This is a genomic window from Chryseobacterium sp. R2ACT005 (genome assembly GCF_049949215.1).
Lineage (GTDB): Bacteria > Bacteroidota > Bacteroidia > Flavobacteriales > Weeksellaceae > Chryseobacterium.
Genome location: NZ_CP188192.1, coordinates 1,191,360 through 1,214,642 on the forward strand (window position 1 = coordinate 1,191,360; position 23,283 = coordinate 1,214,642).

A 23,283-nucleotide genomic window follows, 5' to 3' on the forward strand; every position below is an offset into this window, starting at 1 on the left:
AAATTCTAGTGTTTGAGTGCGAGACAACTGTTGAACAGGAAAACTAACATTAATTCACACGAGTTTTAGAATTTTTAGAGAGCAGATTCTATTTTTAGCGGAGAGTTCCAAGTCTTGAACTTTTGGTTCTTTTGCTTCAAGGTAAAAGAACAAATTTTAAACTAAATTATTCTTGAGATGTGTTTTAAACTTCGATTTAAAATTATAGGAATTTTCTTGTTGAGTTCAGTATTTATCTCTGCTCAAAAACCCTTATATAAAGACCCAAAACAATCCATTGAAACCAGAGTTCAGGATCTGCTGAAGAGAATGACCCCTGAAGAAAAATTCTGGCAGTGTTTTATGATTCCCGGAGATTTGGATAACGTCCCAAAGGGGCAATATTCTCATGGGATTTTTGGATTGCAGGTAAGTGCTGGAAACCAGGGAGGCGGCGCTGCAGGGCAGTTGTTGAAATATAACGCCAATGAAGATGCCGAAAGATTGGTGAAAAAAATCAATGCTATTCAGAAGTATTTTGTAGAAGAATCAAGATTAGGAATCCCGATTATTCCCTTCGACGAAGCATTACACGGATTGGTAAGAGAAGGAGCTACCGCTTTTCCTCAGGCCATCGGTTTGGCAGCCACTTTCAACCCGGAGTTGATGAACAAGGTTTCAACAGCGATTGCAAAAGAATCCAAATTGAGAGGAATCCGTCAGATTCTGACCCCTGTAGTAAATCTGGCGGGTGACGTGAGATGGGGCAGAACAGAGGAAACTTACGGTGAAGATCCCTTTCTGACCTCAGTAATGGGAGTTAGTTTTGTCAGTTCATTTGAAAATATGGGAATCATTACTACTCCGAAGCATTTTCTTGCCAACGTAGGAGAAGGTGGAAGAGATTCATATCCGATTCATTGGAGCAAAAGATACCTTGAGGAAACACATTTAATACCTTTTCACAATGCTTTTACAACAGGAAAAAGCCGTTCAGTAATGACCTCTTATAATCTTCTTGATGGAAGACCTTCAACCGCTAATCATTGGCTGTTAACAGAAAAGTTAAAAAAAGACTGGAATTTCAAGGGCTTCGTCATCAGTGATGCAAGTGCGGTAGGAGGCGCAAATGTGCTGCATTTTACGGCAAAAGATTATGATGATGCTTCTGCACAGGCCATCAATGCAGGGCTGGATGTGATTTTTCAGACAGAATATAAACATTATGAGCTTTTTATTCCTCCGTTTTTGGATGGAAGAATATCAAAAGAAAGAATTGATGATGCTGTTGCAAGAGTATTGAGAGCTAAATTTGAGCTTGGATTATTCGAAAACCCTTATGTTTCAGTCAAAGAAATTGAAGAATTAAAAAAACTGAATCATAAACCGCTGGCAGAAAAAACGGCTGCAGAGTCTTTCGTTTTGCTCCAGAATAATAATCAGACCCTTCCTGTTCCCGGAAATGTAAAAAGAATTCTGGTGGTAGGAACAGATGCTGTTGATGCCAGATTAGGCGGTTATTCAGGGCCTGGAAACAAAAAGATAAATATTGTTGACGGAATTAAAAATTATACCAGAGATAAAAATATTGAAGTCGTTTATTCAAAAGGGATTGATTGGAATGTAAAGGATTTTACTACAATTTCCAATGAATACTTATCCTCCGAAAACAAAAAAGGATTAAAAGGGACCTATTTCTCTAATACCAATTTAAAAGGAAGTCCGGCTTTTGAAAAACAGGATGAACAGCTCAATTTTAAATGGACTTTATACTCACCCGATCCTCAAAAACTTCAACCTGATCATTACAGCATCCGCTGGACAGGACAACTGGAAGCACCGGATTCAGGAAAGTATCAGTTAGGATTGCGCGGAAATGACGGCTTCAGATTATACCTTGATGGAATATTAATCATTGATCAATGGGAAAAACTAAGCTATTCCACCAAAATGGTTGATCTAGATTTCGTAAAAGGTGAAAAATATGACATTACCATTGAGTTTCATGAAAATCGGGGAGAAGCAAACCTTGAGCTGATCTGGAACTATGGACTTCATAAGTACCGGAAAGAGTATGAAGAAGCTTTAGATCTTGCTCAGAATGCAGACTATATCATTGTTACTGCCGGTATTCATGAAGGCGAATTTCAGGACCGTTCTTCACTGAGTTTACCCGGAAATCAGGAATCATTTATTCATGAAGTTTCAAAATTGAAAAAACCGCTAACAGTAGTTTTAGTAGGTGGATCTGCTATAAAAACAACTGCCTGGAAAGATAAAGTAGGTGCTATTTTAGATGTTTGGTATCCGGGAGAAGAAGGAGGAAATGCTGTGGCAAAAACTCTTTTTGGTGCAGAAAATCCATCCGGGAAATTACCTATAACCTTTCCGGTTGAAGAAGGCCAGCTGCCTTTGACATATAATCACCATCCAACGGGAAGAGGAAATGATTATTATGACCTGAGTGGTGAGCCATTGTATCCGTTTGGTTTTGGTTTAAGTTATACCACCTTTGAAATCTCCGGTTTACAGCTGAACAAAACCAAATATTCAGAAAATGAAACTATTATTGCTAAAGTCAATGTAAAAAATACAGGACCAAAAGCAGGAAGCGAAGTTGTTCAGCTCTATGTAAAAGACTTATTGGCAACTGTTTCCAGACCGGTGATTGAGCTTAAAGGATTTCAGAAAGTAGAATTGAAGCCCGGAGAAACAAAATCTATCACCATTGAAGTTCCCATAAAGCAATTACAGTTCTTGAATGAAAAAATGGAATGGGTTGTAGAAAAAGGAACTTACAGAATTATGGTTGGCAATTCATCCAAGAACCTTCCATTAAAACAAAATATTGAAGTTTTGTAGATTAAATTAAAAAACAAAAAGAGCAGAAATTCCTGCTCTTTTTGTTTTTTAATTTTTTGAAGATATCTAGTATTTTCGGGCTAGTAGAACGTTCAATAAGAATGTTCCGGTCCAGTTACTGTTATTAGATCCGTTATTTCCAATGAAATCTATACGGGCTACAGATACCGTAAGTCTTGTTCTTCCGGCAGTACCGTTATTGGCAAGGCTTACAAAAGATGCTGTAAATACATCCGGGAAACTTGAATTATTTCCTGCTGTAAGGATTGGATACATATTGGTAACGTTGAACGGAGTACCCTGATATTCATAAACCAAGGTCATTCTGCTGGCATTGGAATAGAGTGACGTGTGAGCATTATCTACTGATGTTTTGCTAATGATCCACCATCTGTCATTGGTTGTTCCTGTATCATAACCAGGATTACCATGGTTAGTCCAGTCGGCAACAGGTGCTGTTCCAAGTCTATGAGGAGGAATGAGAACTTGCGTTCCATAGATTTCCACATTGCTCGGTTTAGGAAGAACTGTAAAAGACAAGTCCCATGTTCCGCCAGTTGTATTGCTGTTGTTCACAACTTCAGCATAGGCACCGATAGGAATCACAAAAGAAGCAACAGGAGTGTTGTCAATTCTTAGGGTATTACCGCTGGAAGCCTGAAGTGTGATATTATTCGGCGAAATGTTTTTGATCTTATAAATTCTTCCTGTAAAACTCGTTGTTCCGGTTCCGATGACAGGAAGGGTAAATGTGGCATCGGCTGTTCCATTATAAGTAATATAATGATCAGTAGTCAGAATATTATAAGCAGTGGCGGTGACTTCACTATAGCCAGCCCTCAATGAACCATTTATAGCAAGTGTGCTGTTAGGAGTTGTAGTATTAATACCTACTTGTGCAGTTAAGGGAAGGGTTACAAATAAAAGGATCAAAATGTATTTTTTCATGTGTTGGAAATTTGGTTTCGATCAAATATAGAAAAAAAATAACTAAAAATTAAATAAAACTTAATAAATTATATATTTTTAAATAAATCACTATTTAAGAATGTAATAACTGTTGAGAAATATTAAACCAGTCTACACGGGACTTCCAGATCTTCGGTAAGATAATAGCTGCAGCAAAGGCGGTGGTAACCATCTGCAATAATCAGTTCATTTTCACCTCTTACTAAAAGTATGGGCGAAAGTTTTTTATTTTTTTCTACTTTTTTCAGGTTTTCTTTTACATGAATATTGGTCTCAGGAAGCAGAGGAAGCTTACTAGCTCTTAAAATATCTTTTGATTTTTTTGTAATTGTATCAGCTGCCTTTAATTTTTCAACCATTTTTCTGGCTTTATCGGGCTCAAAAAGCAGTTCCAGATAATCCTGTGCCGCAGGAAAATCGTGAATTTCGGGTTCTTTCATCCAGATACTGTCTTTAGTCAGATTACCTTTTTTTACAGACGTTTTCATAGGTGTTTGTTAAAAGATAAATGTATGAAAAATAGATCGTTATTAATGACCATAATTTCAAATGAGTTAATGATTTTACATGATGAATTTTACTTTCTACAAAAAATATTGGTATGATATATGCAAGATTTATCACGAACCGGAATGAATTTAATGAAAATTATAAAATTTATTGAAGTCATTCAAAAATATGAACATCATGAAAAAGTTTTTAATTTCAACACTATTAGTATTAGGTTTATCAATGAATGTTTCTGCCCAGAAACGTCCGCCAGCTCCTCCACATCCATCAAAAACGGAATTGGTTAATATTAAAATGCAAGAGCTCACCAAAAAATACAATACTGAGAAAAAGCTCATTCTTAATCATCCGCTTGCTACCAAACAGATGAAAAGGGATCAGATGAAAGCCTTAAATCAAAGATATGCGACTGAAAAACGATTACTTAGACAGGCTAAATAATACAGAATTTTTGCGGTTATTAAAATAAAAAAAGCCGCTTTTTATATTTTAAATTTTGAGAAGTTTTCAATGTAAAATAAAATTTATTGAAAGAGGATGCGTTTGTTTCCTCTTTCTTTGTTTAAAATTGAATGAAAATAGCTTTATTGATGCATTTTAAGATCGGTTTACAGAAACATCAAACATCCAATATTTTTCCTTAAATTCGCATAAAAATTTTTAAAGTAATGAATTACGATATTATTGTCATTGGAAGTGGTCCTGGTGGATATGTTACTGCGATCAGAGCAGCGCAATTAGGTTTCAAAACCGCAATTATCGAGAAAGAAAATTTAGGAGGAATCTGCCTTAACTGGGGATGTATTCCAACTAAAGCTTTATTGAAATCTGCTCAGGTTTTTCATTATATCAACCATGCTGAAGATTATGGTTTGAATAAAGTGGAGGTTAGCTTTGAATTCCCGAATGTAATTCAGAGAAGCCGTGGTGTTGCCAGCAAAATGAGCAAAGGAATCGAATTCTTGATGAAAAAGAATAAGATTGACGTAATTCTTGGTACTGCAAAAGTACAGAAAGGTAAAAAAGTTTCTGTGATAGATAAAGAGGGTAAAGTAACTGAATATTCAGCTAACCACATTATCATCGCTACAGGAGCTCGTTCAAGAGAATTACCAAACTTACCACAGGATGGTAAAAAAGTAATCGGATACAGACAGGCATTATCTCTTCCTGAGCAGCCGAAATCTATGATTGTTGTAGGTTCTGGAGCTATCGGGGTAGAATTTGCTGACTTCTATAACACAATGGGAACTAAAGTAACTGTTGTTGAATTTATGCCAAACATCGTTCCTGTAGAAGATGAAGAAATCTCTAAACACTTAGAGAAATCTCTGAAAAAGACAGGAATCGAGATTATGACAAACGCTTCTGTAGAAAGTGTTGATACAAGTGGTGAAGGAGTAAAAGCTACTGTTAAAACAGCTAACGGAAACATTACTCTGGAAGCTGATATCTTATTATCTGCTGTAGGTATTGCTGCTAATATCGAGAATATCGGATTAGAAGAAGTAGGTATCCAGACAGATAAAGGAAGAGTATTGGTAAACGAATGGTATGAAACTTCAGTACCAGGTTACTATGCAATCGGAGATATCATCCCAACTCAGGCTTTGGCTCACGTTGCTTCTGCAGAAGGAATCACTTGTGTTGAGAAAATCAAAGGGATGCACGTTGAAAAAATCGACTATGGCAATATTCCTGGATGTACTTACTGTCACCCTGAAGTAGCTTCTGTAGGTCTTACTGAAAAGCAGGCTAAAGAAAAAGGATACGAAATCAAAGTTGGTAAATTCCCTCTTTCTGCAAGTGGTAAAGCTACTGCAAACGGAAACACAGACGGGTTTATCAAAGTAATCTTCGATGCTAAATATGGTGAATGGTTAGGATGCCACATGATTGGTGAAGGAGTAACGGATATGGTGGCTGAAGCTGTGGTAGCTAGAAAACTGGAAACTACAGGTCACGAGATCATCAAGTCTATTCACCCGCACCCAACAGTTTCTGAAGCAATTATGGAAGCTGCTGCTGCTGCTTACGGTGAAGTGATTCACATTTAATCTGAAATATACAGAAATCAATATATAAAAGCCCGGAGATATCCGGGCTTTTTCGTTGAAATACATTAATAAAACCATTGATTTTATTAAAATAATTTTAAAATCAGCATATTTATAAAAATTAACTCGATTATTTCAGGCTGTTTCCTTACATTTATTCTATGAATTTTGACAGAGTAGGACTTGTTTTATCAGGCGGCGGTACCAAAGGAATCGCTCATGCAGGAGTATTAAAATTCTTACAGGAAAAAGGAATTGAAGTAGATATCCTTTCCTCCTGTAGTGCAGGATCTATTGTAGGATGTCTTCATGCTATCGGAAAAACTCCGGAAGAAATTCTGGAATTTTTCAATTCTGTGTATTTTTTCAACTGGAAACATTTTACATTCAATCAGCCGGGACTTGTTTCTTCAGTGATTTTCCGGAATTATCTGAAGCCTATTTTTCATGAAATGAAATTGGGTGATCTCGATATTGAAGTAAAAATTGTGGCCACAGAACTCGTTTCCGGAACCCAGAAGATTTTTGACAAAGATTTTGAGATTGTGGATGCTATCATTGCCTCGTGTTCCATTCCCGGAATAACAACCCCTTACATTATTGGAGAGGAAATGTACTGTGATGGAGGTGTACTGAACAACTTTCCGGCAGATATCATCAGAGATGACTGTGATAAGCTGATCGGCGTATTTGTCTCTCCACCCAACGAAGCTAAAATCAAAGACCTGAACTCCATTAAAGCAATCGTTTCCCGTTCCTATGATTTACTTTCCTATAGAATTGAAAAAATAAAATTTGATTACTGTGACTGGTTTATTTCCTCTCAAAAATTATCTTCTTACGGAACTTTCGAACGAAGAAAGGACAGATTGGAAGAGATTTTCAATATCGGGTACCAAGCAGCTAAAGAAAGCTATGAAACCAGTGGTTATTTTGAAGAATTAAAACAGTCGGGAACATAAAAAATCCCGCATCAACGCAGGATTTTAGTTTATACAAAAGGAAGATAAACGTTGAGTTCATAAAGTAGAGTGTTAGACAGACTGTAATAACTTCCAGCTTCTCTCCTCCAGCTTCCAGCTTTTATTCTAATTCTTGACTACATACCCGTCCTGTCGTACAATTTCATTATCGTTGGCATCGTTGACAACCAGTGTATAAGGTGCTTTTTTAGGAGAATCTGTAAGGTAATTTCTCCAGATCTGGTAGCTGTGCCCCTCATTGCTGAAAGTGATATAATAATTCCCTCCAGTACCGTCAGGAATCATTTCACCATCACTGATGATCATGCTTGGTTTTGCTGTGATCTTTGCATTGGCATTCCATGATTGATAAAGGTATTTGCCATTTGGCTGTTTGTCAATTCTGATCTTGAACTTTTTGGTTTTAATAATAACTGTTTTGGGTACCTGTTGAAGAGCAGAAGAAGCTACAGAAATATCTGTTTTCGGATTCGGAATCTCTTTGGCATAAACAAAAGAAAATTGAGCCAAGCAGAAAGTCCCTAGTAAAATATGTTTTATCATATTGAGTGGTTATTGGTTAACATTTCAGAGTCTATCAAATATAGCGCCATATTTCAATTAAAAAGAAGAATATAGAGTGTCGGAAAGAGATTTCGGAGACCGCTAAATATCTGTTTTTAGAAATAATTGTATTGATTATCAATTTGTTATATTTTTGTTTGTGAAATATTGTCAGTTTTTGAAACAACTGAATACTTTTCTTCTGTACATTTGTACCATCAAAGGATCTCGTTCCTTTATTATCAAAATGAAACTAATTAATTTTAAGTTTTTTCTATTAAAAGTATCAGAAATCATCTTCACGATTTTTAATACATCTCCTCCTGTAATTTCTTAATTTTTTCGAAAGAATTATCACATAATTCGTACTCTGTTTTTTCATATCCCGAAGAACCAGAGCACAATCCCTGTTTTCAAAAATAATCAAAAACAAAAAACAAAACTATGGAATTAGCTTTTCATGGCTGGATGGTTCCGGCCGTAATGGCACTTTTGTGCGTACTTTTTTATAAATTCATTTTAAGAATTTTCTTTGGATTAATCATTGTCCCTCAGGACAAAATAGGGTTGGTAACCAAAAAATTTGTGCTGGTAGGTAAGCAGGAACTTCCGGAAGGAAGAATTATTGCAACCAACGGAGAGGCAGGCTTTCAGGCTCAGACACTAGCTCCGGGGGTATATTTCAGAAAATGGATATGGCAATATACTATCGATTTTCAATCTTTTACAGTGATTCCGACCGGAAAAATAGGATTATTGCTGGCAAAAGATGGGGTAGAACTAGAAACCGGAAGAATCTTGGGTAGAAAAGTTGATTGTGATTCTTTTCAGGATGCTGAAGCTTTTTTGAAAAACGGAGGAAGAAAAGGCCGTCAGACCGCGATTATTGCACCAGGATCCTATAGAATCAACACGTTATTATTTGAAATAGAATTAACGGATATGACTCAGATTCCTGATAATGCAGTGGGGGTTATCACAACCATGGAAGGAGACCCTTTAGCAGAAGGTCAGATTGCGGGTAAAATTATCAATGGACATAATAAATTTCAGGATGTAGATACTTTTTTAAATAGCGGAGGATTTAAAGGTCTTCAGGAGCAGGTAATTCTGGCGGGTTCTTATTTCCTGAATCCCTGGTTTACAAAAGTTGAAATGGTGAAAATGACGGAAATTCCAATTGGCCATGTGGGAGTTATTATCAGCTATGTAGGAGAAGAAGGGCAAGATTTGAGCGGGATTGATTTTAAACATGGAAACATTGTTGAGAAAAGCCGTAAAGGAGTTTGGGCAGAACCCATTGGTCCCGGAAAATATCCCATCAATCCTTATATTATGAAGGTTGAACTTGTTCCTACCACCAATTTGGTACTGAACTGGGCTTATGAAAGAAGCGAATCTCACCAGCTGGATAAAAACCTCTCAACGATTACGGTACGAAGTAAAGACGGTTTCCCTTTCAATCTTGATGTTTCGCAAATCATCCATATTCCGACATATGAAGCTCCAAAAGTGATTGCACGCTTTGGAAATATGATCAATCTTGTAAGCCAGGTTTTAGAGCCAACTATTGGGAATTATTTTAGAAATTCAGCGCAGGATAGTGATGTGATTGCATTTCTGGGAACGCGAAAAGAAAGACAGCAGTCGGCAAAAGACCACATCAGCAGTGTTTTGGAACAATATAATGTAAATGCAGTAGATACTTTGATAGGAGCGATTGTTCCTCCGGAAAGTTTAATGAAAACCTTAACGGATAGAAAATTGGCGGAAGAACAGAAAATTACGTACGAAACTGAAATGCTGGCTCAGGAAACGCGTCAGGCTCTGGAAAAAGAAACGGCTGTTGCTGATATGCAGAAAGAAATTGTAAAAGCGGATCAGGGTGTTGTGATTGCGGAAAGAATAGCTGATGCATCAGTGAAAAAAGCAACCGGAGATGCCAATTCCGTAAGATTGCAGGCGAATGCAGAAGGAGACAGATTGAAGCTGTTGGCCACAGGTGAAGCAGAAAAAACAAGACTTCTCGCAAAAGCTGAAGCAGAAAAGATAGAGTTGCTGGCAAAAGCAAACGCGGAACAAATTTCATTAACAGGTAATGCAGAGGCAGAAAAAATTCTGGCCATTGGTAAATCTAATGCAGAATCCTATAAGTTATCTGTAGAAGCAATGGGCGGAAATAACTTTACCCAATTGAAAATCATGGAAAATATTGCCAGCCAGAATGTAAGAATAATGCCTGAAGTATTAATCGGAGGAAACGGAGATTCAGCGAATGGCGGAATTAGCGGACTTTTAGGACTTCAGCTTTTGGAACAGGTGCAAAAGAAAAATACTGAAACGGCTGCTGTAATTGAGGAGAAACCGGATAACAATTCTTGATTTTAACTTGAAGAATAATTAAAAAAAATCGCCCGGAAATTTTTCCGGGCGATTTCATATTCTTTATACAGTATAACTTGCAAACGCTTCTTCCAGGCTTTCAAATTTACCTTTAAACTCATCAATAGGGCAGTCCTGAAGAATATTCCCTTTATGAATAAGAATAACTCTTGAACAGAGTGCTTCCACTTCCTGCATGATGTGCGTAGAAAGTAAAACCGTTTTCTGCTGGCCGATTTGTTTTACCACATTACGGATTTCAATGATTTGATTGGGATCCAGACCATTGGTAGGTTCATCAAGAATCAGTAAATCCGGCTGATGAATAATAGCCTGAGCCAATCCTATACGTTGTTTGTAACCTTTAGAAAGCTGTCCGATTTTTTTAGATTTTTCTGGTGTGATTCCTACTAGCTCAATCACCTCATCTACTCTGGACTCTGATATTTTGTGGATATTGGCTACAAACTGAAGATATTCTTTTACGTACATTTCCAGATAAAGCGGATTGTTTTCAGGAAGAAAGCCTATTTTCTTTTTGCTTTCAATCTCATGGTTTGAGATATTCATCCCATTGAAAATGATTTCACCCTGGTCAATTTTCAGTGCTCCGACAATAGATTTCATCAGGGTAGATTTTCCGGCACCGTTCGGGCCAAGAAGACCGATGATCTCATTTTTATCAATAGAAATGTTGATATTGTCAAGGGCAGTCTGCTCACCAAATTTTTTGGTTAAATTGATTATCTGAAGCGGCATAAGTTTGAATGTCTTTTTGCAAAAATAAAATAAAAAAACTCATCCGATAGAATGAGTTTCGCAATATTTATAAAATATAATTATTTTTTTGATTTTTTCTTGGTTCCACCTGTTGCCGGAGCAGCAGTAGAGGCTGTATTGCCGGCTCCTTTGGTTACAGCTGGTTTTACAGAACCTGAGTTGTCATACATGGCATACTTTCCATTGGTTCTTCCGAAAATTTTCTCCACTTGTTTTTGGGTCAAAAACTGTGATTTTCCTATATATTTCCGGTTCTTATTGATCACCTGGATAAACTGTACGGTTGGCTGGCCATAGTTCTTTTCATAATGAAGCTCAATGATATCATTAGGCAGTTCCAGGATAATATTCTCACCAGGAGCAGAGATAAACCCATCCATAATAAGTTTAAATAATCCGGTAACATCACCATTAATATTCTGAAATGAAAAAGATCGGATTGTATTCAGGTTAGCGGTGTTCAAATCCTGGTAGTTGACTGTAAATTTATCTTCCTTTTTATAGAGACCAACGGAATTATCTTTACCAATTTCCACCAAACTTTCATTCTTCAACACTTTAATCTGTGAGAAAACTGAAATACCGAACATACATGTAATAAGTAGAATTATTTTTCTCATGAAATGAATTTTAATGTTTTATAACTTGGTGCACATAAAATTACTAATAAAAAAGCGTAAAAGCAATTTTATTCGGATGGAGCAAAAATAACCATTTTTTTTAATATCCATACAGGTTGGTAGAATAATGTTATGCAATTCATTATATATGAATTTGATTATAATGTATTTATTTACAATGTTTTATATTGTAAAGAGGTTCCCACTTTAGCAAATGTTAAAGTTATTAAATAATGTGGTTTTTTATCATAATCTACTGATATATAGGAAGTATTTTTTTTAATGAAAATAAAATGTGATTAATTTAATGTCCATAGCTGATCACTCTTGATATTTTCCATCCATTAGGGGTTTCTTTCCAGATATGAACAAATTTAAATGTTCCACAATTGATCAGTAAACCATTTTCCAGACGGCAAAATTGATGGGTCCCGGTTTGTAAAGCCCCATAATCTTTAATAGGATATACTTCCACAGATTCAGGAACTAAAACTCTTCGGGTGTATGCATAGTTTTTAGCTACTCTAGTGAAATTATCAATAGTCTCTTGATAGTTTGCCAGGCCACCAACATCATGGAAGAACTCGAGGTTTTCAGTGAAAAACATTTTAAGTTTTTCAATATTTCCTGAGTTGGAAGCGCTGAAAAGAATGCTGTCCTTTTTTATTATGGTATTGTAGAGTTCCTGAGAGACTGGTGTATAAGATTTTGATTGTGAGAAAGTGTTAGTCCATATCAAACAAAATAATAGGGTTGAGAATAATGGAATAAAGAATCTGTTTTTCATATTTTATGGTTTTATAATTCGAAATTTTTCAAAAGCATGTTATACTACTTTCAGTTTATCCAAATGTAACCAATTAAATTTTAGCAGATTATGAAGAGATGTCCTTTAGTTGTTAATAGAACGTTTAGAAATAAGAGCTATAAAAGTATCAAATTCATTTTTATAACTTCTTCCCACAGGGATTCGATGATTGCCAAGAAGAACCTCATTATTACTGAATGCCATCACAATAGCGGAATTAATGATAAAAGATCTGTGAATTCTTACAAAGCCTTTACCAGACAAAGTTTTCTCCAGATCTGTGATTTTACTTTTTGAAATAAAACTTTCTTGGGTTGTTAGTACAACTTTGATATCGTTTCCCTGGCTTTCAAAATAAGCGATCTCCGAAAGCATAAGTTTCCGGTGCATTCCTTCAATTTTGATAAGGATAAAATTTTCTCTATTGCCGGCTGTAGTTCTCAGTATGCGTTCCACAGATTTGAAAAACCGTTCAAAAGTAATGGGTTTCAGGAGATAATCTACCGCTTCCAGTTCAAAACCTTCAATGGCAAAATCCCGGTAAGCTGTAGTGAAAATAGTATTGGGCTTCTGAGACAGTGACTTCAGAAAATCAATTCCATTGAGGTGAGGCATCTGAATATCCAGAAACATAAGGTCTACAGTCTGATTTTGCAGTGTTTTATAAGCCTGCATTGCATTTTGAGCTTTTCCCACCAACTTTAAATCGTCGATTTTAGAAATATGGTTTTCCAGTAATGACATAGCCAGAGGTTCGTCATCTACAATAATACAGTTAATCATGATGTGAAGGAGTACTTATTTCAACTTTAAAAATATTGTTTTCCTGTGAGATACTGAAGGTAAAATTTTTCTGATAATGATGGAGCAGCTGTCTTTGTATGTTTTGCAGCCCGATTCCTTTTTCATTGGCTGTCTGGTGGTCTGAGAAAGTGTTTTCAATTTTAAAAACAGAATGAAGATCATTTGTTTCCACTTCAATCTTTATTTCTGTGGTTTCGGAACTTTTCCCGACTCCATGTTTAAAGGCATTTTCTACCAAAGTAAGATAGAGAAGGGGCGGAATGGTATTCGGGGAGTTTAACCTGGTGCGTTTCTGGATTTTTAATCTTTCATTATGATACCGCAGGCTTTCCAGCGCAATATAATGTTCAATAATAGCCAGTTCATCAGAAACGGTTACCCATTTTTTCTGCCCTTTGTATAAAATATAATCCAGAATATCGGATAGCTGGCTGATAGATTGAGAGGTTTTATCAGAATGGCTGATTGACAGAGAATAAATATTATTCAGGGTATTAAAGAGGAAATGAGGATTGAGCTGGGATTTGAGAGACTGTAATTCCAGTTCTGTTTTTTCCTTTTGCAGTTTGATTGTTCGTTCTTTTTCATCCTTATACCTTATAAAAAACATGATTGAAATAAAGATAAATGCCCCGCTGATAATAGTAAATGTATAATGGAGCAAGAGGTAAGGAATATCTGTGAAAATACTGAAAATACTGTCCTTCACTTCCTTGGTAAAAAGTGGTTCAGCAATATAAACAAGGAAAAACCTGTTGATGACAGAAATAGCGTAAAGACTGATGATGAGATACAGAGAAAAGGTAACATACTTTTTCCGGTCAAAAAAATGACGGATCAGCACAAAATAAATAAAATTGGCTCCTGCAATCTGGAAAATCCAGTGACAAAAGTTATAAATCATTATTTCTTTAAAAGCTCCACTTTCATATTCTCCATACATTCTTGCCGTTCCGAATAAAAATAAAGCAATCCAGAAGAACAGCTGGAAGTATAGAGTTTGTCTGATCTGAGTTCCTGATGGAGTTTTCATCATCTTCAAAAATATAAAAACTTAAGTTACGCCAGAGAAATGTCATGCAGAATACTTTAAAATAATGTCAGATAACATCATTTATGGTACAAACTTCCTGTTTTGTTGTCGGTACTGAATAGGCCGTTGTTCGGATTCTATGTAGGAAAGTAGTTGGAAATTGGTCAATATTTGCATAAAAAAATAATGACGGAACGTTCTGAAAGGCTTTACGGATTGGATCATCTGAGAGCTGCTGCTATTTTACTAGTGTTACTATATCATTATCGGGCATTTAAGCATCCCGGCTGGATCGACAGCATTGGAAGATTTGGCTGGACAGGAGTGGATCTTTTCTTTGTTTTAAGCGGGTTTCTGATCTCAGGCCAGTTGTTCAAAGAAATAGAAGATAAGGGAAATATCAGTCTGAAAGCATTTTATATAAAACGTTTTTTCAGAATTATTCCGGCTTACTTTTTTACTCTTTTACTCTATTTTATATTTCCTTTTTTCAGAGAAAGGGAAGCTTTATCCCCTTTATGGAAGTTTGTCACTTTTACTCAAAATTATGGACTGGATGTCATCAGCTTTGGAACATTTTCTCATGCATGGTCATTATGCATTGAAGAACAGTTTTATCTCATTCTTCCTTTGTTTCTTTTGATCGTCATTCCAGCACAACTGTTCAGATATATGGCCATTCTGATGATGGCTGTCATTGGATTTTCTATTACCGCAAGGCTGATGGTATGGAATGAATTTATTGCGGTGGCAGATACTTCTTCCACAGATTTCTGGAAATTATGGTATATGAAAATATATTATCCTACCCACACACGGTTAGATGGCCTGGGAATGGGTGTCATGATCGGTTATCTCATGCAGTATTCTTCAATATTCAAAAGAATAGTTGCCGGCAATGGAAATAAGCTTTTCTTTCTTGGAATAGTATTGCTGGGAATTTCATTTTGGGTATGTAATGAACAGACTTCCAAAACGGCTTCTGTATTTGGGTTTACACTGGTGGCGGTAGGCTATGGAATTATTCTGATGGCTGCCATTTCACAATCGTCTTTCCTGTATCGTTCAAAGTCATATATTACCGCTCAGCTGGCAGCTCTGTCATATACTGTTTACCTTTCACATAAAGGAATTATCCATATGGTACAGGGACTTCTTGACTATTTTAAATTTGAAACCTCAGATAATATCACTCTTTTGATTTGTCTGTTTGCTTGTATTTTGGGTGGCTTGTTTTACCGTTTTGTTATTGAAAAACCTTTCTCTGTCCTTAAATCCAAAGTTTAAAAAAAATCTGTATAGCCTTCTCAATCTGCGGAGCATAAAAAATAAAGAGTCAGTTTCGGAATAGAAACTGACTCGTAAATAGTTAGCATAAAAAATTATTGATTGGAAGTCATCGCTTTTAGAACCACATTTTTTATCGAAGCCTCTTTAAAGCTCCAGTATTCACTTTTTTCAGGCATCTGATTTTCTAAAATGACCAAAGTAGTATCTGTAGAAGGAAAATAGACATTAAGGCATGTAAAACCATCTCCGAGACCTGTCACTGCAAAATAATCAAGACCTGCTTCTTTGATAAATCTTACATTGTAACCAAACCCCATACTTTCTTTTCCAAAAGCATTGTGCTGGGAGCTTGTGGAAGGAGTCAGCATCTGCTTTTGAAACTCAGGAGAGAGAAGTTTTCCTTTAAATAATGCTGCATCCCATTTAGCAAGATCCTGCACCGTAGAAATAATACCAGCTGCAGGAGAAATATTATCATTCAGGAATGATTGTTTCACTTTTTCAAACTGATTGTCTTCGTTCATATAGCCGGGAACAAGAGACTGATTGTTCCTGGTGTTGAATACCAGTGTTTTATCCATTTTTAGCCTTTTGAAAAGAGAAGTGGCAAGTTCTGTGAAGCTTTTTCCAGTTGTGTTTTTAAGGATTTCCCCCAACATCATATAGGAGAGGTTACCGTATTTGAATTGGGAGCCGGCTTTGAACGTTGTCGGTTTATTTATATCTGTAATGCCATGAGTATGGTTCAAAAGATGATGTACAGTAACAGTATCTGCCCAGCTTTGGGTAAGAGAGGGAAGATACTTTTTGATAGGGGTGTGGAGGCTCAGTTTTCCTTGTTCAGCAGCCTGTAAAATTAAAACAGCGGTAACCTGTTTTGAATTGGACATGATTTCAAACTGGTCATCTGTTTTCACCGGGATTTTCTTTTCGAAATCTTTGTACCCATTGGATTTCAGGTATTGGATTTTTCCTTTCTGAGTAACCAAGACAACGCCATTGAATGCAATTGGACTGGAAGCCGTTATAATGCTGTCTATTTTGTGTTTATAAATGTCTTTTTTCTGAGCTGTTGCGGTAACAGACAGTACTGCTGAAAACAGAGCTGTGAAGAATAATTGTGTTTGGGTCATTCCTTATTTTTTATGGTAATAGTCATAAGTTGCTTTCGAGATGTCTGCAATAATTGCTTCTGCATTTTCGAACTTTTCATAGGTATCATGAACAAAAACAGCGATGTATATCTTTTTGTTGTCTGAAAGTTCAATAATTCCGAAATCATTGATGGCACCTGTCATTCCTTCTTTATTGGTAAAAGATGTTCCAGTTCTGTGGGCTACTTTTACCTGCGGTGGAAGATTGCCCTTAAGCCTTTTTGGTCCGGCAGTGTTATTGAGCATAATGTTATAGAGCCACAGGCTATGTTCTTTATTCAGTATTTTTCCATTACTGAATGCTGTAAGGAGCCGGATAGCTTCGTTGGGTGTTATTTTATTTACAAACTGAGATTCCCAGTCTTTGTGCATATCCTCTTCATTGTTTTGAATGATACAATCTTTACTGTTGGCCAGCTGCTGAACAGGCTCCGACCCGCCAACCAACCTCATCAGGATATCACTGATATTATTGTCACTGTAGGAAACGATCCATTTCAGAGCTTCTTCCAGGCTGATTTCTATATTACCCTCAGGATGTTCTTTTTTGAACGGACTCCAGGTATCTTCAAGAAGTTCTTCTTTTTTAATGAATAGTTTCTGCTGTAAAGAAAGTTCACCCTTTTCTACCTTTTTCAACACCGTTAAAGCAATAGGAAACTTTACTGTACTGAGCATGGGATATAATGTATTACCATTAATCTGTATTGTTTCTTTCTGATCAGGTCCAAGGATTGAAACACCCACATCTGTCTTCTTATTGGAGATAATGGATTCAATGGTTTTCTTAAGATCAAGGGATTTCTTGTGCTGTGAAAAAATAGGGAGATTGAATAAGAGCGCAAATAGCGTGAAAATAATTCCTTTCTGCATTTGAATCTGGTTTTAAAGTTTTTTTGATTTCCAAATATATGTATTTCCACTCCTCCTTCTATTGTAAATATTTTAATAATTTAGTTCCATGAAAATAAAAACTATTAGCCTTTTTGTCCTTCTTTTCACAATTATTTCCTGTAAAAAAGACAAAGAATATCCGAAATATGTTGAGCTGCAATCCGGAGGCGGAGTATATTCATTGTATATAAAAAACGGAACTTTTGAATTTTTAAAAACAGAATATATAAGCTATGATCAGATTTCAACAGCTCCATTTTCAGAGGGAAAATATGAGATATCAGGAGATGAGCTTATTCTTAAAAGTGATAAAGGAAAAAAGTATACTTTCAAAATAGGAAATGAAGCGGAACTGATTCCTGAAAAAATGGATTCTCTAAAAGATTTGAAAGGCCTGTTTCCGATCCAGATTCTTCACAATAACAAAATGCCGAAAGAAATGGGGCGACTGGATTCTTTAGGGAGGAAAAATGCTTTGTGGCTTTATTTCAATGAAAAAGGGAAGGTCATTAACCAGCGTTTGTATAAAAATGGAGAGCTTTTAAAAGACAATTATAAGTCTGATATTATTGTAAAATAGATAGATAAATATTTGACGCAACGATCCTTACTTTTTTTGAGGAAGCAAAGGTGGAATCAACTACATTGATTCTGTTTAAGCGGACGTACTGTCATAAAGCTTCATGCGGCTTTGTCGCTTGCTTTAATGATAATTTAAATAATAAAAACTTTGCGTTTGAAAAACATACAACTGAGTCATTATTAATAAAAAAGGCACCATTTACTTGTAAATGGCGCCTCGTCACTGAATATATTTGAATGTAAAATTGTTTTAGTTTATCTATTCATTCTGTTTGATTTGTGGGTTATTATTAATCTCTTTATTAGGAATCTGGAATCTGAATTTATCAGGAGTAAGGTTGAACCTTCCAAAAGTATGATTTGTCCCTGTGTATACTCTTTCTAAAGGGGTGTTTAATCGTTTCATATCAAACCACGCGTAGCCTTCACCCCAAAGTTCTATCCTTTTTTGAAGGACAATCTCATTGATCAGGGCATTGCCAGATTTTGTAGAGAGTGTATACGCCTTATTTCTTTTCGAGGTAATCTCGAATAATACTTGTCTTGCTTCCGTTTCTCTTCCCTGTCTGGCAAGGGCCTCAGCTTGTACATAATATAATGAGGAAGCCCGGATGTAAATATAATCTCCTTCAAAAAGAGTAGGATCTTTAAATTTCCAGCTTACATAAGGTGGGTAGTTTTTTGTTTTTCCGTTAAAGGTATAAGCCGCAGCCTGACTGCCATTGAACACTTTTTTACGGTAATCCGTTTCCGGAATTGCTTCATAAAGTCTTTTGTCTATCAGTTTACGGATCTGAGCAGCACCCGCATATCCTTCGTTGGTATTATCAAACATTGAGAAGAATGAGGCATAATAATTTCCGATGCTCATAGTAGAAATCGTATTATGAAAACCCCATATTACCTCAGGATTATTGATATTGGAAAATCCGGTGGTGGTATAATCATCTTCTGTCATAAGGCCAACGCCCTGTTTGCTTTCCTCAGCATATTGAGCCGCTTTGATGTAATCTCCCGTTTCCAGAAATACTTCAGCTGCAATGGCCTTGGCGGTTCTTCTATCGATCTGGGCTCTGGACGGACGGGCATAAGTATCTAAGAGTGTAATAGATTCCTCAATATCATTTTTGATTTGTCCATACACCTCAGCAACAGTTGATCTGGGAAGTCCCTGGCTGGGATTGCTTGCGGTAAGCACCAATGGAAGTCCCGGTTCAGACTGATGACCATTATAATCGTTGGCATAAAAACGGACTAAATAAAAATAAGAGTAGGCTCTTAAAGCTAATAACTGTCCTGCAATGGCTCTGTTCTTTGCACTCGCATTTTTATCTAAACCATCAAGAAGCTTATTGATCACAAATATTCTTGCATAAAAAGTAGTCCATACAATCTCAGAAACAATGTTGCTGGCATTGGTAGCTTCGTAATTATAAAACATTCCCAAATGCTGGTTCGTAGACTGGATGACATCATTGGACATCAGGTCGGCACCTGCTTTAATTCCCATGATTCCAAAATCTGAGTGAACGGTAGTACCGCCGGCACCATTACTGCGAAGATCAAGATAGATTCCACCCAGAATTTTTTCCGGACTGGAAGTGTCGTTATTCAGCTGTTCACCTGAAATATCACCTTCCGGTAAAGTGTTGAGATCATTGGCACAGCTGGTGATCATAAAACCTATGGTTACCGCTGCTAAAAAGTATTTTATTTTTTTCATTCCTGTTCTTTTAAAAATTAAGTTTAAAACCTAAAGAGACACTTGATAAAAGAGAATATCGGTAGGCGTCAGAAACTCCTGTTAATGAAGCTCTTGGGTCATATCCTTTTCTCTTAGACCACAAATACAGGTTGTTACCTGTCACATAGACTTTCAGACCTGATAAGCCTGCCTGTTGTGCGAAACCATCAGGAAGCTGATAGGAGAGCGTTACATCCTGAAGACTGATATAATCCGATTTAATCAGATAAAGCGTTGAATTTCCGTTCTGGTTCGTTGCAGTGAGATCAACTCTCGGTAGCGCTGCGGTCGTATTTTCAGGAGTCCATGTTTTATCCAGATCCGTTGAATAGTTAGATCCGTAGCTGTCCGAATGGAATAAGCTTCTGTAAATATCATCATATCCATATCCTCCGAACTGATAGGCAAAATTCACTGCCAGATTGAATCTTTTATAGCTGAAATCTGTTCCGAATCCACCATATACCTTAGGAATCGCTGATTTACCAGTGTTATAATCTGTAGCTTCCTTATAATTGTTGGTGACAGTTCTCTCTTCTTTCTGAGTGGCAGGATTGATGGATGTACGGTACCATAAAGCATCTCCGTTTTCAGGATTCACTCCGGCAAATTCTTTAAGGAAATACGTATAGCGGTCTCCACCTTCTGTCAGAATAAATAATCCGGAAACCAGACCTGTATTTCTCTGCTCAGCCGGTAATCTTGTAATCTTATTTTTATAATGAGTGGCATTGGCATAAGCGCTCCATTGGAACTCATCACCACGGAGAATATCCACACTTATATTAGCCTGAACACCTCTGTTGGTCATATCTCCTATATTTCCGTATTTCACATAAGAACCTGCATTGGATGGAGGAAGAGGAAGCGTGTAGATCATATCCGATACTTTTCTTTCAAAATAATCTGCATTCAGGGTGATTCTGTTTTTTAACAGTGACAGCTCAAAACCGGCATTCAGATTTTTGGAAGTTTCCCATTTTAAATCCTTATTTCCTTGTTTTTTAAGCGAAATAACGGGTTTGTCATCACCGAAATTATTAATTCCGTAGATATCCTGGTAAGCATAATAATCTCTGTTGGAACCTCCTAAAAGAATGTTGTCATTTCCCTGCTGCCCATAAGAAGCTTTCAATTTTAAAGAATTAATTACACTGTTGTCCTTAAGGAAATCTTCTTTTGCAATATTCCAGGCCAGTCCCAATCCATAGAAGTTTCCCCATCTGCTTTCCGGAGAAAAGACAGAAGAACCATCTCTACGGATATTGGCATTAAAGAAATATTTTCCATCATAATTATACAATAACCTTGTGAAATACCCTTCTACAGCATATTCATAGCCATTTCCTGATAACCCGGTAATTTTTACGGCATTATCGAAGGCTTGAGAATCAGGTAATAAAAGCTGTTGTTTTGAACCTGAAAAACCATCATCCTTTATTTTGTTTAATTCATGACCTACCAAAAGATTGAAACTGTGATTTCCCAGTTTTTTCTGATAAGTAAGCAATTGCTGATGGTTCAGAGTATATTTAAAATTTGAACTTTGCGAAATAGTACCTCCTACAGAAGATGAAGTTCCGCCTTCCGTATTTCCGAACTGAAGATTTCTTGTATTTTCAAGATAGGCACCAAAGTTATAGGTGAAATCCAGTCCTTTGATGATTTCATAATTTAAACCAAGGTTAAGATTGGTGATATTACTTATGATCTGAGATTTATCTTTCTGGAGGTTGCCTACAGGGTTTTCAAAAACGGCGTAAGACCTTGTTGCCCCATTGGGTCCCTGTCCATCTCCATAGTCATACAGAGCATTTCCGTTGCTGTCATACAATTGCTGATAATTGTTATCCCTGAGGAAAACAGGATAAAATGGTGCAATATTTCTGGCAAACTGGAAAGGGTTGGAAAAGCCTCCTGTTTCCCCAAAATCCTGCTTACTGTAGGTATAAGACAAAGCACTGGTCAACTTCAGTTTTGATGTGATGGAGTAGTCTACATTCGATCTGATCCCGAATCTTTCAAAACCGGAAGATATTAAATACCCTTTGTCATCCAGATAATTAAGGGAAGTATAGGACTTTACCTGATCTCCATTGGCATTGATTCCTACCGTGGCTTCTCTTCTCAAAGCAGGTCTGAAAAGCAGTTTTTTCCAGTTGTCCTGATACAATAGCTTCGCATCAGGATTGAAAGATCCATCCTTTGAAATCAATTGATTAAAAGGAACGCTATAAGCATTATACCCCAGTTTGGTAAGCGCTGCAAGTCCCACGTCATGCGGGCTTGGTCCGGAAGGAACTGCACCGGGCTGCTTCAGTCTTGCAATTTCACCAATTCTGGCTCTGTTATAATAAGCAGTATAATAATCCTGTGGAGAAGTATAAACGGAGTAATCCTCAATAGATCTGAAATTGACACCAGTTCTTACATCGGCTTCAATACTTACTCCTTTACTCTTCCCCCTTTTCGTATTCACAATAATCACTCCATTGGCCCCTCGGGATCCGTATAGAGCATTAGAAGAAGCATCTTCAAGAAAAGAAATACTTTCAATATCCGATGCGGCAATACTGTTCAGGTTTCCGCTGTAAGGGATACCATCCAGTACAATCAGTGGGTCGCTTGAAGCATTGATAGAACCTATTCCTCTCATTCTGATGGTTGGCTGAGAACCAGGCTGACCGGAAGAGATCACCTGTACACCTGCTACTTTTCCTCCAATTCCCTGAAGAATATTTCCATTCTGAAGATTAGACAGGTCTTTTGCCTTCAATGACTGTACAGATCCTGTGATCTCCTCTTTTTTCTGCTTCCCGAAGGCTACCACAACCACTTCCTTTATTGAAGTTTCTTTGGAAAGGCTGTCTTTAGTTTGGGCATAGCCATATTCCGCGAATAGGAGCAAAGCTAATACACCAAGCTTACATTGTTTCTTTTTCATTATATTAATCTAGGTTTAAATTGAACTGTGTATTACTGCTGATCTGTCTGTACTCAATAATAACTTTCCTCCTCCTTTTCCAGGGAGATATAAGAAATAGAATAATAAAATGTACAGGAGATGTACCCGGATTAAAGAAGCCTTGAACTTATGGCTTTCATTCCTACAGTAATGAATGTATCTCTTAAAAAGTTATGACATCATCATGTTGCACATCATATCAAAGCACATATCTTGAGAAATACAGGTGTGCTGTGAAAAAGCAGACCTTCTACAACACTTTTGCTGTGCCGGAGCTGCCACCATAATTGTGCATAGGTAAGAATCAAAGTAGTTCTTATTCAT

General features: G+C 36.7%; 19 protein-coding genes. 7 read left to right on the plus strand and 12 right to left on the minus strand.

Annotated elements, in window-relative coordinates; translation table 11 throughout:
- The first annotated feature begins 216 nt into the window (after window positions 1–216).
- The gene (locus ACPF63_RS05460; RefSeq protein ID WP_426482289.1) at window positions 217–2,841 is read left to right on the plus strand and encodes a glycoside hydrolase family 3 N-terminal domain-containing protein; all 2,625 of its coding nucleotides are present in this window, start codon (window positions 217–219) and stop codon (window positions 2,839–2,841) included.
- A 66-nt stretch (window positions 2,842–2,907) separates the two neighbouring features.
- Here the strand turns inward: ACPF63_RS05460 and ACPF63_RS05465 are convergent, their stop codons facing one another.
- Window positions 2,908–3,789 carry a hypothetical protein gene (locus ACPF63_RS05465; protein ID WP_426482290.1) on the minus strand — a complete coding sequence of 294 codons (882 nt, stop codon included), beginning with the start codon at window positions 3,787–3,789 and terminating at the stop codon, window positions 2,908–2,910.
- A 122-nt stretch (window positions 3,790–3,911) separates the two neighbouring features.
- Window positions 3,912–4,298, minus strand: coding sequence for a hypothetical protein (locus ACPF63_RS05470; protein WP_426482291.1), 387 nt, complete (start codon window positions 4,296–4,298; stop codon window positions 3,912–3,914).
- Between the two features lie 199 nt (window positions 4,299–4,497).
- Here ACPF63_RS05470 and ACPF63_RS05475 point away from each other — a divergent pair, with 199 nt between their 5' ends.
- From ACPF63_RS05475 to ACPF63_RS05485, 3 genes are all read left to right on the plus strand, one after another.
- Entirely contained in the window at window positions 4,498–4,761 is a 264-nt protein-coding gene (locus ACPF63_RS05475) for a hypothetical protein (RefSeq protein WP_228408889.1), read from the plus strand.
- Between the two features lie 227 nt (window positions 4,762–4,988).
- Window positions 4,989–6,377, plus strand: a complete 1,389-nt coding sequence (gene lpdA / locus ACPF63_RS05480; protein ID WP_426482292.1) for a dihydrolipoyl dehydrogenase — start codon at window positions 4,989–4,991, stop codon at window positions 6,375–6,377.
- A 161-nt stretch (window positions 6,378–6,538) separates the two neighbouring features.
- On the plus strand, window positions 6,539–7,339 hold the full coding sequence (locus ACPF63_RS05485; RefSeq protein ID WP_426482293.1) for a patatin-like phospholipase family protein: 801 nt from the start codon (window positions 6,539–6,541) through the stop codon (window positions 7,337–7,339).
- Between the two features lie 126 nt (window positions 7,340–7,465).
- On the opposite strand, the gene ACPF63_RS05490 is transcribed toward ACPF63_RS05485, so the two are convergent.
- Window positions 7,466–7,903, minus strand: a complete 438-nt coding sequence (locus ACPF63_RS05490) for a hypothetical protein (RefSeq protein WP_426482294.1) — start codon at window positions 7,901–7,903, stop codon at window positions 7,466–7,468.
- 444 nt (window positions 7,904–8,347) lie between these two features.
- Here ACPF63_RS05490 and ACPF63_RS05495 point away from each other — a divergent pair, with 444 nt between their 5' ends.
- Complete coding sequence (locus tag ACPF63_RS05495) at window positions 8,348–10,285, plus strand: SPFH domain-containing protein (RefSeq protein ID WP_426482295.1); 1,938 nt, start codon at window positions 8,348–8,350, stop codon at window positions 10,283–10,285.
- A gap of 63 nt (window positions 10,286–10,348) precedes the next feature.
- Here ACPF63_RS05495 and ACPF63_RS05500 read toward each other — a convergent pair whose 3' ends face one another.
- The 5 genes from ACPF63_RS05500 to ACPF63_RS05520 all read right to left on the minus strand — a co-directional run bounded on the left by ACPF63_RS05500 (window position 10,349) and on the right by ACPF63_RS05520 (window position 14,333).
- Entirely contained in the window at window positions 10,349–11,044 is a 696-nt protein-coding gene (locus tag ACPF63_RS05500) for an ABC transporter ATP-binding protein (RefSeq protein WP_426482296.1), read from the minus strand.
- Window positions 11,045–11,124: 80 nt separating this feature from the next.
- Window positions 11,125–11,685: a hypothetical protein gene (locus tag ACPF63_RS05505; protein WP_426482297.1), complete on the minus strand. Its 561-nt coding sequence runs from the start codon at window positions 11,683–11,685 to the stop codon at window positions 11,125–11,127.
- A 304-nt stretch (window positions 11,686–11,989) separates the two neighbouring features.
- Window positions 11,990–12,472: a nuclear transport factor 2 family protein gene (locus ACPF63_RS05510; RefSeq protein ID WP_426482298.1), complete on the minus strand. Its 483-nt coding sequence runs from the start codon at window positions 12,470–12,472 to the stop codon at window positions 11,990–11,992.
- A gap of 105 nt (window positions 12,473–12,577) precedes the next feature.
- Window positions 12,578–13,276 carry a LytR/AlgR family response regulator transcription factor gene (locus ACPF63_RS05515; RefSeq protein WP_426482299.1) on the minus strand — a complete coding sequence of 233 codons (699 nt, stop codon included), beginning with the start codon at window positions 13,274–13,276 and terminating at the stop codon, window positions 12,578–12,580.
- Window positions 13,269–14,333, minus strand: coding sequence for a sensor histidine kinase (locus ACPF63_RS05520; RefSeq protein ID WP_426482300.1), 1,065 nt, complete (start codon window positions 14,331–14,333; stop codon window positions 13,269–13,271). The genes ACPF63_RS05515 and ACPF63_RS05520 overlap by 8 nt, the downstream gene beginning before the upstream one ends.
- 183 nt (window positions 14,334–14,516) lie before the next feature.
- On the opposite strand from ACPF63_RS05520, the gene ACPF63_RS05525 reads away from it, so the two are divergent.
- Complete coding sequence (locus ACPF63_RS05525; protein ID WP_426482301.1) at window positions 14,517–15,617, plus strand: acyltransferase family protein; 1,101 nt, start codon at window positions 14,517–14,519, stop codon at window positions 15,615–15,617.
- 95 nt (window positions 15,618–15,712) lie between these two features.
- Here ACPF63_RS05525 and ACPF63_RS05530 read toward each other — a convergent pair whose 3' ends face one another.
- Window positions 15,713–16,753, minus strand: coding sequence for a serine hydrolase domain-containing protein (locus ACPF63_RS05530; protein ID WP_426482302.1), 1,041 nt, complete (start codon window positions 16,751–16,753; stop codon window positions 15,713–15,715).
- 3 nt (window positions 16,754–16,756) lie between these two features.
- On the minus strand, window positions 16,757–17,647 hold the full coding sequence (bla, locus tag ACPF63_RS05535; RefSeq protein WP_426482303.1) for a class A beta-lactamase: 891 nt from the start codon (window positions 17,645–17,647) through the stop codon (window positions 16,757–16,759).
- An 88-nt stretch (window positions 17,648–17,735) separates the two neighbouring features.
- Here bla and ACPF63_RS05540 point away from each other — a divergent pair, with 88 nt between their 5' ends.
- Window positions 17,736–18,248 carry a hypothetical protein gene (locus tag ACPF63_RS05540; protein ID WP_426482304.1) on the plus strand — a complete coding sequence of 171 codons (513 nt, stop codon included), beginning with the start codon at window positions 17,736–17,738 and terminating at the stop codon, window positions 18,246–18,248.
- Window positions 18,249–18,509: 261 nt separating this feature from the next.
- Here ACPF63_RS05540 and ACPF63_RS05545 read toward each other — a convergent pair whose 3' ends face one another.
- Window positions 18,510–19,973 (minus strand): RagB/SusD family nutrient uptake outer membrane protein, encoded by a 1,464-nt coding sequence (locus tag ACPF63_RS05545; RefSeq protein ID WP_426482305.1) that lies wholly within the window; start codon window positions 19,971–19,973, stop codon window positions 18,510–18,512.
- Window positions 19,974–19,983: 10 nt separating this feature from the next.
- The gene (locus tag ACPF63_RS05550) at window positions 19,984–22,938 is read right to left on the minus strand and encodes a SusC/RagA family TonB-linked outer membrane protein (RefSeq protein ID WP_426482306.1); all 2,955 of its coding nucleotides are present in this window, start codon (window positions 22,936–22,938) and stop codon (window positions 19,984–19,986) included.
- Window positions 22,939–23,283: the final 345 nt, after the last annotated feature.